The organism is Streptomyces sp. NBC_00873 (assembly GCF_045207415.1).
GTDB lineage: Bacteria > Actinomycetota > Actinomycetes > Streptomycetales > Streptomycetaceae > Streptomyces.
This window is the reverse complement of sequence record NZ_CP108803.1, coordinates 965,568-978,772: the sequence shown is the minus strand read 5'-3', so window position 1 is coordinate 978,772 and position 13,205 is coordinate 965,568. Positions and strand designations below refer to the sequence as shown.

Here is a 13,205-nt window from a genome sequence, read left to right as displayed (position 1 = left end):
AGAGCCGACGATCACGCTGTCAAGGGAGACGCCATGGACCGGGGTGGGGACGCCTCGCTGCTGCGCCGACTGAACACGGCCGCTGCCCTGCGGGTGATGCGCGAACGCGACGAGGTCACCGTGCCGGAACTCGCCGGGCTGATCGGGGTGTCCCGGCCGACCGCCCAGGACCTCACGGCGCAGCTGCTGCGCGAGGGCCGACTGGTGGAGCTGCGGGCCAACAGCGGTTCCGTGGGCCGCCCGGCCCGCCGCTTCCGGTTCCGGGCCGAGGCGGGACATGTCATCGGCGTGGACATCGGGGCGCACAAGGTGCTGGTGCACGCCGTGGACCTGCTCGGCCGCACCGTCGCCGCGGAACGGGTCGCCGTCACCCCCGCCATGACCGCCCAGGAACGGCTGGACACCGTCCGCGGGGCGATCGAGGCGTGCCTGGCCCGGCCGGAGAGCGCCGGGGTGCGCCCACTGGCCACCGGCATCGGCACCAGCGGCATGGTGGACCTCGCGGGCCGGGTGGTGCGGAGCACCGCGCTGCCCGGCTGGACCGGACTCGACCTCGGGAGCGAGCTCGCGGACAGCACCCCGGGCCCGGTACTGGTGGGCAACGACATCCAGCTGGCGACCTTCGCCGAATGCGCCGGGGGAGTGGCCGTCGGGGTCCGGGACGCCATCTACCTCTACGTGGGCAACCGCCCCGGCATCGGCCTGTGGCTGCACGGCCGGCTGCACCGGGGCCACGGCGGCGCCGCGGGCGAACTGCTGCCCCCGGACGGCTGGTCGGCTGCCTACCGCCGGCTGCTGGACTGGTCCGCCGGACACCAGGGCGCCGAGCTGCCCACCCGGGACAGCGCCGCCCGCGCCGTGGTCGAGGCGGCGGCGGCCGGGGACGGCGGCGCACGGTACGCGCTGCGCGCCTTCGCCGAGTCGCTCGCCGCATGCCTGGCGCCCCATGTCGCCGCCCTCGATCCCGAGCTGGTCGTGCTCGGCGGCGGTATCTCCCGGGCCGGAGCGCTGCTCAGCGAGCCGTTCGCCGCGTCACTCGCCGTCCTCTGCCCGAACACGCCGAACGTCCAGAACTCCTCACTCGGCGAGGAATCAACTGCGATCGGGGCAGCCCGGCTGGTACTGGAACATATCGAGAACACGGTGCAGAAAAGTCCAACTCCAAAGGACTGAATGGCTGTTGACGTATCGGTTCAACGCTTCGATGATGTGGCCACTCTTTTCGGAAAGTTGGTTTCTAAATTCGTCGTTCCGTCAGGCCAGGGAGTACGTGTGACATCCCCTGCAACAACGCGCAGCCCCCGGGCAGCGTCCCCTCCAGCGTCCAGGGCGAAGACCGGCCGGCCCCCGCTGCGGCGCGTACCGCTGCGGGTCCGGCTGCGGAACAACTGGGTGATGCTCGCCCTGATGGCCCCGGGCCTGCTCTTCTTCGCCGTCTTCTTCTACGTGCCGATGCTGGGCAACGTCGTTGCCTTCCAGGACTACCAGCCGTTCATCGGCTTCAGGAGCAGCCCGTGGGTGGGCCTGGCCAACTTCCAGGAGCTCTTCTCCGACCCGGCGTTCTGGGAGTCCGTACGCAACACGCTGGCCTTCGCCGCGCTGCAGCTGATCTTCTTCTTTCCCGCCCCGCTGGCCCTCGCGCTGCTCATCAACAGCCTGGTCAGCAGCCGCGTGAAGAAGTTCGTGCAGAGCGTCGTCTACCTCCCGCACTTCATCTCCTGGGTGCTGGTCGTCGCCCTTTTCCAGCAGGTGCTCGGCGGCGCGGGACTCATCAGCAACTTCCTGCGTGACCACGGGCTCTCGGCCCTCGACGTGATGACCGATCCCGGCACCTTCCCGATGCTGATCACCGCACAGGTGATCTGGAAGGACATCGGCTGGGGCATGATCATCTACCTGGCGGCGCTCGCCAACGTCGACCAGAGCCTGTACGAATCGGCTGCCGTGGACGGCGCCGGACCCTGGCGGCGCATGTGGCACGTCACCCTGCCCGCCGTCCGCGGCGTCACGATCATGCTGCTGGTGCTGCGCCTCGGCGACGTACTGTCCGTCGGCTTCGAGCAGTTCCTCCTCCAGCGCGACGCGGTCGGCGCCCGAGCCGCCGAGGTCCTCGACACCTACGTGTACTACCACGGCGTGGTCTACGGCGACTGGGGCATCGGCGCCGCCGCCGGCCTGGTCAAGGGCGTGGTCGGCGCACTGATGATCTGGGGCGCCAACCGGCTCGCCCATGCATTCGGAGAGCAAGGGGTGTACAGCAAATGACCATCGGACTGCCCCTGCTGAAGCCCCGGCCCGCCGACCGCAGGGCCGCCTGGGAGGAGCCGCCGACCCGGCTCGGGTCGGCGGCCAAAGCCGTCGTTCTCACCGTCATCGTGGCCGTGATGACCCTGCCGTTCCTGGTCGTCCTCTCCACCAGCCTCGCCTCCCGCGAGGAGGTCACGGCCGCCGGGGGATACGTACTCTTCCCGACCGAGCCCACCCTGCAGGCGTACCGCACCATCCTCTCGGGCGGGCTCGTCACCCGCGCCGTCACGGTCAGCGTCCTGATCACCGGCGTCGGCACGGCGCTCTCCCTGCTGACGACCATCGCCCTGGCCTATGCGCTGAGCAAGCGCGGCGTCCCCGGCAGCAGGCCCGTTCTGCTGCTCGTCCTGTTCACCCTGCTCTTCGCCCCCGGCATGATCCCGATGTACGTCCTGGTCAAGGAGCTCGGGCTGCTCGACTCGTACTGGGCGCTGATCCTGCCGGGCTTGGTCAACGCCTTCAACCTGGTGGTGATGAGGGCGTTCTTCATGAACATCCCCGAGGAGCTGTACCAGGCCGCCCGGATCGACGGAGCGGGCGACTGGCGGATCCTCACCAGGATCGTGCTGCCGCTCTCCAAGGGCGTCATCGCCGTCGTCGGGCTCTTCTACGCGGTGACGTACTGGAACGCCTTCTTCAACGCGATGCTCTACCTCAACGACTCCGGCAAATGGCCCATCCAGCTGCTGCTGCGCACCTATGTGGTGCAGAACAAGCAGATGGCGGCCGACCAGCTCGGCGTGGCCCACCTGCCGCCCCAGCAGTCGATCTCCATGGCGGTCGTCATGCTCGCGCTCATCCCGATCCTGATGCTCTACCCGTTCCTCCAGAAGTACTTCACCAAGGGCGTGCTCACCGGCGCCATCAAGGGCTGACCCTTCCCGTCCCTCGTCCCCAGTGCGGAGAATCCTCATGATCACCGGCATGTCCCGACGCACCTTCCTGGGCCTGAGCACCGCCGTCGCGGCGGGCGCGGCCTCAACCTTCGTCACCGGCTGCGGCTCGTCCACCGCAGGCAAGGGCGAGGCCGCATCGGCCAAGGTGAAGCTGCCGTCGTACACCCCCTTCACCAGGGTCAAGCCCGACCTGGCGCCCAGCACCGATGGCCTGTCCGCGGGCTTCCTCTCCTACCCCAAGGAGCTCGTCCAGAGCATCGCGAAGACCCCCGGCGACGGCTCGAAGGTCACGCTGCTCACCGAGATCTGGACCCAGCCGCCGCTGCCCAAGGGCAGCAACGACCACTGGCAGAAGGTCAACAAGGAACTCGGGATCGACCTCACTGCCATACTCGGCACCGACCCGGGCTACGAGGAGAAGTTCCCCGCCATCGTCGCGGGCGGCGATCTGCCCGACCTGATGTGGATACCGCCGAACCAGGGCCTTCAGCACATCGCCCAATTGCTGGAGGGCAAATGCGCGGACATCACGGAGTACGTCTCCGGGGACGCGGTCAAGGACTATCCGAACCTCGCCGCGATGACGCCCGCACACTGGAAGACCGCGGTCGTCAACGGAAAGATCTGGGGCGCGCCGAGCCCGTACCCGGCCCTGGGTCAGGTGTACGGCGGCAACCCGAGGATCTGGGACAAGGCGGACGGATTCTCCGCGAGCAGCACCGATGAGTTCCTCGCCAAGTGCAAGGAGGTCACCGGCGGAAAGGTGTGGGCGCTCGAGCCGATCTACCAGAATGCCGTCAGCGTGCTGAGCCAGTGTTACGGAGCCCCCAACAAGTGGGCCCGGGAGAAGGACGGTTCGGTCACCTTCTGGATGGAGTCGGACGAGTACGCGGAGGCCCTGAACTTCGCCCAGAAGCTGAAGAAGGCCGGCGTCTTCTATCCCGGCGACCCGAAGATGGCCGACGCCTATCTGAAGATGGCCCAGGGATCCATCGGCGCGGTCGTCTACGCCAACCCGTCGGGCGCCCGCAAGGACACGCGCACCAACGACCCCTCCCTGGCCGCCGAGATCCTCATCCCCTTCGACGCGGACGGCCACAAGGCCAACGCCCACTACCACGCGTTCGGCACCATCGGGTACACCGCGATCAAGAAGGGCAGCGAGAAGCGTGTGCGCATGCTGCTCGACGTGCTCAACTACCTCGCGGCCCCGTTCGGCTCGAAGGAGCGCGAGTTCCTTGAATTCGGAGAGGAAGGCTCCGACTTCACCTACGACAAGCAGGGCTTCCCGCAGCGCACCAAGAAGGGCAAGCAGCAGGTCGAGGGGTTGTTCAGCGGCCTGACCACGGCGACGACATCGCCCTTCGTGCTCGCGCCCTCGCTCTTTCCCGGCACGCATGGCGCCGACGACGTCCGCGACATCTACGGGGTCGAGCAGAAGCTGCTCCAGACCGCCATTCCGAACGCGGCCGTCGGCCATTATTCCGACGCCTACACCCAGTACTACGGCCGTATGTCGACCGAGGCCAACGACCTCATCAACGACATCGTGGCCGGGCGCAAGAGGATGAGCGAGTGGAAGCCGTTCTGGTCGGAATGGGGCTCCAAGGGCCTGGACCAGATGAAGAAGCAGTACCAGAAATCCCTCGAGCAGAACCCCTGACGGTCCGGAAGGCGGGGCCCGCCCCGAAGCCGCCCACCGTTCAGGGAACGACGGTGACGGGCCAGCGCCCCGCCTTCACCAGCCGGATCGCCACCGATCCGATGAACCGGTGTCCCGCCGACTCCGACGCGCCCACCACGACGGCATCCGCCTTCAACTCGTCTGCCGCGGTGACCAGGCCGTTGTACGGATCACCGCGGAAGGTGTGGAACTCCCAGCGCACATCCCATATGTCCTTGAGCCGCTCCGTGGCCGCCCTGATCTCGCTCACCAGGCCCTCCGCGACCTCGCCGGTCGTGTCGGCGACCGGTGCGCCGAGCGCGGCACCCGCGGGCATCACCGGCTGGACATAGACGAGGGCGAGCATGGCGTTCTGCCGACGGGCCAGCCCGGCGGCGTACGCGGCGGCGCGCATCGAGGAATCGGACCCGTCGAGGCCCGCGACGATCACTTTCGGACCGTCTGTGCCACGTTCGAACTGGTGAGGCTGCTGGTCTGTCACGGCAGTGAGGTTAGCCGCTCCCGGCGCCGGACCCGGACCGGGCATATGCCGGCGGCTTCACCGTGGCGCCCGCCACAGGTGCCCCGCCGGCGACCGGGTGGCCGCCTGCCGAGGCTGCGGCACCGGGCGGGGGCGGACCGGGCTCGAGGTCCGGACCGTTCCGCATCAGTGCGAGGCCGCTGAGCATCACCAGGGCGATGGCGCCCCAGGGCGAGTGTCTGGTCCGCTCGGGGCGCCAGTGGTCCCGGCCCATGGTTCTCCCTTCGTCGTGACGAGGGGAACGGTAGGCGTGAGGCGGCCCGGCGGCGATCAGGGACGGGCGAACGGGTGACCGCCCGAACGGCGCATCCGATCGGAGCGAACGAGCGGACAGCCGATTCTGACTGCCCATGACCTGCGACTCCGTCAGATTGATGGACAGGACGAACGTCGCAACGGTCCGGTACGCCCGTCGCCCCGGGGCCTGGACCAGGCCCCGGGGCGACGGGCGTACCACCGACGGTCTGCGCCGGTCAGTGGCTGTACCTCTCGTTGCGCCGGCGCACCACGAAGACGGCGCCGGTGGTCGCGGCCACAGCCAGTGCGGTGCCGCCGACCAGTTGCGCGGCATTCATCCGGCCGATGCCGCCGAGATCACCCTGTACACCGTTCGGCGCGATCGCCGTGGAGCCGGGGGTGGGGGTGGGGGCGGAGATCGTGAGACCGATCTCCGCCGTGGAGGTCGGCGATGTATTGCAAATGAACGACACTTCATAGGAAGCGCCGGGTTTTGCATCCCAGTCGACCGTGGCCGAGGCGCTGCCTCCTCTGGGAATGGTGACGCTGTCGAAGATGCCCGAGCTGGCCGTTGCTGTTGTTAGGCACCCCCGTGCGGCCAGGGTGACCTGGCCGCCCGGCGCGATCACCGACGGAGCAACGGTGTATCCGGTCGCGCCCGGCGCGCCCCCCGACGTCACGGCGTACGCAGTCGCAGCCGGAGCGGTCAGGGCGAGAGCGGCGGCGCCGAGCAGGGCGACGGGTGCGACACCTATGGCGCGCATGGTGAATCCTCCGGTTCCCCGAGGAGCAGCTGCGGAACGGATATCCACAAAATGTCAAATATGCACCTCGATGGAGGAAACGTTAGAAGTGCCGTATATCGCTCGCGATCGGGGACCGGCGAATGGGGCACCGGTGTCCCCCGGGCGGCGCACCATCCGGACGTCAGGCCGTCAGGGCGCCGGTCAGCCCGACACGTTGGGAAAGAGGTCGAGGAACGGCGCGGCCGTGGCCGAGATGCCGCGGCCGAAGGGGGAGTCGAAGTCCCAGATCAGGAAGAGCAGGAAGGCGATGAGCACGCTGAACAGCCCGGCCAGCAGCAGTTCCCGGAATGTTCGGCGGATCTGCAGGGTGAAGACCAGCCCGACGGTCACCAGCGCCCCGGTGATCAGACCGAACCAGACCACGCCCGGCATGGTGGCGCCGGCGCTCTGGGCGCGGGCACTGCGCGCGTCGTCGGCCGCGGCGACCTGGTCGACCAGTGGCTGATACGCCTGCCCCTCGTGGTCGTTCCTCGGCCTGTAGTCGGTGACGTCGGCACGTACCCGGCCGAGGAGTTCGGCGCCCTCGTCGGTGAGGCTTCCCTGCTCCGCCATCGCCCTCCACTCGTCGTGGACGACATGACCGACGTACGCGTCGACATCGGCGCGGATCCGGGTACGCACCTCGGCCGGGTAGACCGACGAGCGGGCGTTCACCTCGTGCAAGGCCTGGGCCTCCTGGCGGACGTATTCCTGGGCGGCGCTGCGCCCCTCCCAGACGCCCGCGATGGCGAGGCCGAGCACGATGGCGTACACCACGCCGATCATCATCGTCATGTATTCGATGACGTCAGGGGTTTCGGACGGGTCGTCGTCCTCCCTGACGCGGCGATTGTTGAGGACGGCGATGGTGAGCACGACGGCGCAGGCCGCGGCCATGGCGAGGGTGAGAACGAGCCATTCCGACATGGGCTTCTCCGAAGGTCAGCGGGAGCGGGGACGTAGCACGGCGACGGCGAACACCGCGGGAGCGGTGATCAGCAGGGTGAGGGTGACCAGGGAGGGACCGCGCTGGGGGACCTTGCGCGGCGGCTTGCGGTAGGTGGGGATCGCCACCGGCTTGGGCGGGGGTGGCGTGGGGCGTACGGAGGGCGTGGGTTCCGGAGGCGGCGGTGTGGGTGCCGGCGTTGGTGGGGGCGCCGGTGCCGGGGGTGGTGGCGGAGGTGGAGGCGGTGGGGGTGGTGGGGGTGGCGGAGGAGGCGGGGGAGGGGGAGGGGGTGAAGGCCGCGGGGTCGGCCTGGGCGCTGGGCCCGCCTGGCAATGACCGTCACCCGATGTGGCGACTGCCGAGTTCCCGCCGCCGTCCCCGATCGAGGCGTACGAGCAGTTGTCGGCCACCGCGGGCACCGGGGCGGTCAGGAGCCAGCTGAGTGCGACGGCTGCGGTGAGCCGCCCGAAGAGGGATCCGTACACGACGGGGAGCATGTTCCGGCCGGTTGGACGGCACGCGGACCACGGTCCTGATTCCCCTGATGGAGGGGACCTGGGGCGCTGAGGGTTTGCGGATTCACCGAACCCACAGGACACGCACCACCAACACCGACCTGACCAAGCCCTACTAGGGACATGAACGACGCGGTCTCCCGTCACAACGTGCGGAAGATTCACGGGAGTTGACATGAACACCTGGCGGAACGCCTCGCTCGCGGTCACCGCGGCGGCCCTGTTGGCGCTGACGACGGCGTGCGGTCAGGAGCAGGGCACGGATTCGCCCAACGGTCAGAACGTCGGCAATGCCGGCCCGGCCGCTCAGGCGGGCAGCGGCTACGACACGGACAGCGGATACGGCTCCGGCAGCGACTACGGATCCGGTTCCGGGGCGCAGGCGGGCAAGTCCAAGCAAGCGGGACAGCTTGCGGTGTGGGACAGCAAGAAACTCGGCAAGGTCGTGACGGACAGCGAGGGATTCACTCTCTACCGTTTCGGCAAGGGCACCGCGAGCCCGCCGAAGTCGAATTGCGAGGGCGACTGCGCGAAGACCTGGCCGGTCGTTCCCGCGGGCGATGTGACGGCCGCCGCCGGTGCCGATGGAGCCCTGATCGGCAAAGTCACCCGTGCGGACGGCACCCGGCAACTCACCATTGCGGGGTGGCCGATGTACTGGTACGCCAAGGACACCAAGCCCGGAGACGCCAATGGTCAGGGAGTGGGAGGCGCGTGGTTCGCCTCTGCGCCGGACGGCAAGAAGGCTGCGGCGTAGGCGGACGGTCCGAGCGGTGGTGAGCCGCCTGATCTCGCGGGTCTTTCGGTCCGAAAGGACCCGAAACTCGGAGAAATAGTCGTCCACAAGCGCGGCATGACGGTCTATCGGTTCAAGAAGGACACGGCATGGCCGATGAAGTCGGCCTGCACCGGAGCCTGCCTCTCGAAGTGGCCAGTTGTCGCCCCGTTGGCCAAGAATGATGTGAAGGGCGTGACCACCAAGGGCTTTGTCACTTTCAATCGCCCCGATGGCCTCAAGCAGCAGGCCATCGACTGCTGGCCCATCTCTACCTTCTCCGGTGGCGCGAAGCCGGGTGACACCAACGGCCAGGGTGTCGGGGGCACATGGTACGCGGTGTCCCCTGACGCAAAGCTAGTCGGCCCCCCGAAGTAGCCCCACAACAGCCGTTCCGGACCGGCCAGTCGCCGAATGTCACCGTTAGCGACGGGCCGGTTGCACATGCCACTGGTGTGTGACCAATAACGGACCGCTAATTTCCGTTTCCGCTCGCTCTCCTGGCGGTCGATCAGTAGCCTCTGGTCAACACTGACCATGAACATGGCCGGACCGCCGTGGCGACTTGTTGGAGACATCGATGGAGCGTCCCGCCTGGGCACCGCAAGGCATTGACATTTCAGTGCCGAGCGTGTCACGCATGTATGACTTCTATCTGGGCGGATCGCACAATTTCGAGGTGGACCGGGAAGCGGCCCGCAAGGCCATGGAGTTCATGCCGGGACTTCCCAAGATCATGCAGGCCAATCGCGCCTTTATGCGCAGGGCAGTGCGCCATGCGGTGAGTGAAGGCGTCACTCAGTTCCTGGACATCGGTTCCGGCATACCGACCTTCGGCAATGTCCACGAAGTCGCCCAGGCCGCGGACCCGGAGGCGCGGGTGGCGTATGTCGATCACGACCCCGTTGCGGTCGCGCACAGCCAGGCCGTACTCGAAGGAAACGACCGCACGGTCATCGCCACCGCCGATCTGCGACGCCCGCAGGAGATTCTGAAGAGCCCCGAGGTCAGCGAACTCCTCGACCTGGAACGCCCGGTGGCGCTGCTGCTCGTCGCTGTCCTGCACTTCATCGAGGACGCCGACGACCCGCAGACGGCCGTTGCCGAGCTGACCGAGTCACTCGCCCCCGGCAGCCTGCTCGTCATCACCCACGCCTCGTACGAGGGCATCCCGCTCACCCAGGAGGAGGCGGGCGGTGCGGTCGGTGTCTACCGGAACATCCGCAACCCGCTGATCATGCGGTCGCGCGACGAGGTCAGCCGGTTCTTCGACGGGTACGAGATGGTCGAGCCCGGGCTCGTGGCCATGCCCAACTGGCGTCCCGACACCCCCGTGGTGCAGGAGCAGGAAGACCCATATTCCTTCTCGGGCTTCGGCGGAGTGGGACGCAAGGCGTGAGCATTCCCGCCCAAGCGTCCGAAGCACCGGACGCGGAGCCCGACGACGCCGAGGACCGGCTCCGGAGATTCGCCACCATCTGGAGCCGGGCCATCTTCCCCTCGACGGCGACTTCCATGACCCGTCCGGAGTTCGAACAGCATCTGCTGCCGCTGGCCCGCAGGTTGAGCGACATTCTGCACGCGCGTCCCTTCGACCCGGCGCCCGCCAACAAGGTGGGAGCCGCGCTCGTCGCCGCGCACTGCATGGACCCGGACGCGCTCAGCTCCACGCTCGGCGTCGTCGACTCGTACCTGGTGCTCTACTGCGGCGGCAACGGCCAGGTGACCCTGTCGACCGAGGACAGCAGGGCCCGCTGTGCCCGCATGCAGCACGCCCTGGCGGGCGGCTTCACCCAGGCGCTGCGCGAGCGGACCCTGGCCGAACAGGAGGCCATCGCCCGTTCGGCGCTCACCGCCCGCTCCAACGCCGAGCAGGCCCTGCACGCCACCGAGGCGCGGTTCCGTGCCGTCTTCAAGGACGCCGCCATCGGCATCGGGATCGCCGACCTGGAAGGCAATGTGCTGGAAGTCAACGACACGCTGACCCGGATGTTCGGCGGCCTCGACCACCATGTCCGCAGCCACAAGGTCAACGAGTGGGTCCATCCCGAGGACTCGCCACACGTGTGGAAGTACTACGAGGAGCTGGTACGCGGCGAACGCGAGCACTACCGCGTCGAGAAGCCGTACTACCGCAACGACGGCACCGTCCTGTGGACCAACCTCACGGTGTCGCTGCTCCGCGATCCCGAGGGCCGGCCGCAGTACCAGCTGGCGCTCATGGAGGACACCACGGAGCACAGGCTGCTGAATCTGCGGCTGCGGTACGAGGCCACCCACGACGCGCTTACCGGCCTGCCCAACCGCACGCTGTTCTTCGAACGGCTGGAGAAGTCGCTCTCCGCCGACGACGGCAGCCGCTTCGGGCTCTGCTACCTCGACCTCGACGGCTTCAAGGCGATCAACGACAGCCTGGGCCACGCGGCAGGGGACCGGCTGCTCGTCGAGGTCGCCGACCGGCTGCAGAGCTGTGCGACCGCGCCGGGCGAGATGGTGGCACGTCTCGGCGGCGACGAGTTCGTGGCGCTGACCACCGGCCCGCACACCGAGTCGGAGGTCGACGAACTGGCCTGCCGGATCCTCGGCGTGCTCGCCACGCCGATCCCGCTCGACGGCCGCGAACTGACCGTACGAGGCTCCATCGGCGTCGTCGAAGGACCGGCGGGCGAGCGCAGCGCCGCCGAGGTGCTGCGCAGCGCCGACATCACGATGTACCGGGCCAAGTCGGCGGGCGGCAACCGCTTCGAAATCGCCGACGCCGAGGCGGACGCCCGCGCCATCACCCGGCACGGGCTGACCACCGCGCTGCCCGCCGCCCTGGAGCGCGGCGAGTTCTTCATCGAGTACCAGCCGCTCGTGCACCTCGGCGACGGCACGGTCCACGGCGCGGAGGCCCTGGTGCGCTGGTGCCATCCGCAGCACGGGGTGCTCGGGCCGGACCGATTCATTCCGCTCGCCGAGCACACCGGGCTGATCGTGCCGCTCGGGCGGTGGGTGCTGGAGGAGTCCGTACGGCAGGCCAACTTCTGGCAGGAGCGGCACAGCGACGGGGGGCCGCTGCGGATCAACGTCAACCTCTCGCCGACCCAGCTGCACCATCCGCGGCTGGTCGCCGAGACCGTGGGCGTGCTGGAACGCTCGGGTCTCGAGCCGGGAGCGCTGTGCCTGGAGGTCACCGAGTCCGCGCTCATCGGAGCCGACGACGACCTGCTCAAGCCGCTGCGGCAACTGGCCGAGATGGGTGTCGACATAGCGCTCGACGACTTCGGTACGGGCTACTCGAACCTGGCCAATCTGCGTCGGCTGCCGGTGAGCGTGCTGAAGCTGGACCGTTCCTTCACCCAGGGCATGCAGCACCATCCGGCCGACCCGGTCGACCTGAAGATCGTCGAGGGGATCGTCTCGCTGGCGCACAGCCTGGACCTGGCGGTCACGGTGGAGGGCGTCGAGACGGGAGCGCAGGCGGAGCAGCTCCGGAAGCTCGGCTGCGACACGGCCCAGGGGTGGTACTACGCGCGGCCCGGGGCGCCTGACCGGATCCACTCCTTGCTGCTGGCCGACGCGGTCTGAGCGGGGAGACCCGGCACCGGCTGCGTCCTCAGCTTCCGGACGGGCTCGATTTCCCGAGCCCGTCCGGTCGGCTGGCCAGCAGTACCCGTTGGAGCTCCCGCGCCGCCCGCGGAGGCGCCACGTCGCTGCGGTGCGCCAGCGCGATCGTGCGCCGCAGCCCCGGCGGGGCCAGCCGTGTCGTCCGCAGGTCGTGCCCCGCCCGGATCGCCACCATGCTGGGCACCACCGCCACGCCCAGTCCCGCCCGCACGAAACCGAGCACCGCGTCCATCTCGCCGCCCTCCACCGTGAACGACGGCTCGAAGCCCTCCGCCCGGCACGCGGCCACAGTCAGCTCCCGCAGGTCGTAGCCGTGCCGGAACATCACCAGCGGCTCGCCCTGCAGGTCCGTGATCCGCACGCTTCCGCCCTTCCCCGGTCGCGGAGCCTCCGCCGCCGACACCACCACCAGGTCCTCCCGGAGCAGCTCCACCGTGGTCAGCGCAGGCGACGCGGCCGGCAGCGGCAGGACCACCAGCGCGAGATCGAGCGCCCCCCGCGCCAGCTCCCGTACGAGGTCGTGCGAGCCGCCTTCCTCCAGCAGCAGCTGGATTCCCGGGTGCTGGTCGTGGAACGTGCGCAGTACGTCGGGCAGCAGCCCCGTGCACAGGCTCGGCGTCGCCCCGAGCCTGACCCGGCCCCGGCGCAGCTGGGCCAGCTCCTGCACCTCGTATCGGGCGGTATCGGCATCCGCCAGGATCCGGCGGGCCAGCGGCAGCAGCGCCTCGCCCGCGTCGGTCAGGGCGATGTTGCCGCGGGCCCGGCTGAACAGCTCCGCCCCCAGCTCGTTCTCCAGCGCCCTGATCTGCTGGGAGAGCGAGGGCTGCGAGACATGCACATCCTCCGCGGCGCGGGTGAAGTGCCGTGTCTCGGCGACGGCCACGAAGTACATGAGCTGCTGAAATTGCATACACCCAGCGTAGCCCGCTCC

At 68.9% G+C, this 13,205-nt stretch carries 12 protein-coding genes and 1 pseudogene; 7 read left to right on the top strand and 6 right to left on the bottom strand.

Features of this window, described 5'->3' with window-relative positions; translation table 11 throughout:
- The first annotated feature begins 33 nt into the window (after positions 1 to 33).
- The 4 genes from OH809_RS04620 to OH809_RS04605 all read left to right on the top strand — a co-directional run bounded on the left by OH809_RS04620 (position 34) and on the right by OH809_RS04605 (position 4,866).
- The gene (locus OH809_RS04620; RefSeq protein ID WP_406514850.1) at positions 34 to 1,173 is read left to right on the top strand and encodes an ROK family protein; all 1,140 of its coding nucleotides are present in this window, start codon (positions 34 to 36) and stop codon (positions 1,171 to 1,173) included.
- Positions 1,174 to 1,272: 99 nt separating this feature from the next.
- Entirely contained in the window at positions 1,273 to 2,265 is a 993-nt protein-coding gene (locus OH809_RS04615; RefSeq protein WP_406423728.1) for an ABC transporter permease, read from the top strand.
- Entirely contained in the window at positions 2,262 to 3,182 is a 921-nt protein-coding gene (locus OH809_RS04610) for a carbohydrate ABC transporter permease (RefSeq protein WP_406423730.1), read from the top strand. The genes OH809_RS04615 and OH809_RS04610 overlap by 4 nt, the downstream gene beginning before the upstream one ends.
- 49 nt (positions 3,183 to 3,231) lie before the next feature.
- Positions 3,232 to 4,866 carry an extracellular solute-binding protein gene (locus tag OH809_RS04605; RefSeq protein ID WP_406514849.1) on the top strand — a complete coding sequence of 545 codons (1,635 nt, stop codon included), beginning with the start codon at positions 3,232 to 3,234 and terminating at the stop codon, positions 4,864 to 4,866.
- A gap of 40 nt (positions 4,867 to 4,906) precedes the next feature.
- Here OH809_RS04605 and OH809_RS04600 read toward each other — a convergent pair whose 3' ends face one another.
- The 5 genes from OH809_RS04600 to OH809_RS04580 all read right to left on the bottom strand — a co-directional run bounded on the left by OH809_RS04600 (position 4,907) and on the right by OH809_RS04580 (position 7,503).
- Positions 4,907 to 5,368 (bottom strand): universal stress protein, encoded by a 462-nt coding sequence (locus tag OH809_RS04600; RefSeq protein ID WP_406423734.1) that lies wholly within the window; start codon positions 5,366 to 5,368, stop codon positions 4,907 to 4,909.
- A 10-nt stretch (positions 5,369 to 5,378) separates the two neighbouring features.
- Positions 5,379 to 5,621, bottom strand: coding sequence for a hypothetical protein (locus OH809_RS04595; protein ID WP_406423736.1), 243 nt, complete (start codon positions 5,619 to 5,621; stop codon positions 5,379 to 5,381).
- Between the two features lie 259 nt (positions 5,622 to 5,880).
- Positions 5,881 to 6,408 carry a hypothetical protein gene (locus tag OH809_RS04590; RefSeq protein ID WP_406423738.1) on the bottom strand — a complete coding sequence of 176 codons (528 nt, stop codon included), beginning with the start codon at positions 6,406 to 6,408 and terminating at the stop codon, positions 5,881 to 5,883.
- Between the two features lie 183 nt (positions 6,409 to 6,591).
- Positions 6,592 to 7,356 carry a hypothetical protein gene (locus OH809_RS04585; protein WP_406514848.1) on the bottom strand — a complete coding sequence of 255 codons (765 nt, stop codon included), beginning with the start codon at positions 7,354 to 7,356 and terminating at the stop codon, positions 6,592 to 6,594.
- Positions 7,357 to 7,371: 15 nt separating this feature from the next.
- Positions 7,372 to 7,503: a hypothetical protein gene (locus OH809_RS04580; protein ID WP_327242784.1), complete on the bottom strand. Its 132-nt coding sequence runs from the start codon at positions 7,501 to 7,503 to the stop codon at positions 7,372 to 7,374.
- A 562-nt stretch (positions 7,504 to 8,065) separates the two neighbouring features.
- Between OH809_RS04580 and OH809_RS04575 the strand changes: the two are divergent.
- The 3 genes and pseudogenes from OH809_RS04575 (at position 8,066) to OH809_RS04565 (ending at position 12,235) form a co-directional block, all read left to right on the top strand.
- Positions 8,066 to 9,043: pseudogene (locus tag OH809_RS04575) on the top strand (SCO0930 family lipoprotein).
- 202 nt (positions 9,044 to 9,245) lie between these two features.
- Positions 9,246 to 10,064: an SAM-dependent methyltransferase gene (locus OH809_RS04570; protein ID WP_406514847.1), complete on the top strand. Its 819-nt coding sequence runs from the start codon at positions 9,246 to 9,248 to the stop codon at positions 10,062 to 10,064.
- Positions 10,061 to 12,235 carry a putative bifunctional diguanylate cyclase/phosphodiesterase gene (locus tag OH809_RS04565; RefSeq protein WP_406423744.1) on the top strand — a complete coding sequence of 725 codons (2,175 nt, stop codon included), beginning with the start codon at positions 10,061 to 10,063 and terminating at the stop codon, positions 12,233 to 12,235. Before OH809_RS04570 ends, OH809_RS04565 begins: the two co-directional genes overlap by 4 nt.
- Before the next feature lie 28 nt (positions 12,236 to 12,263).
- Here OH809_RS04565 and OH809_RS04560 read toward each other — a convergent pair whose 3' ends face one another.
- Positions 12,264 to 13,184, bottom strand: coding sequence for a LysR family transcriptional regulator (locus OH809_RS04560; RefSeq protein ID WP_406514846.1), 921 nt, complete (start codon positions 13,182 to 13,184; stop codon positions 12,264 to 12,266).
- Between the last annotated feature and the right edge of the window lie 21 nt (positions 13,185 to 13,205).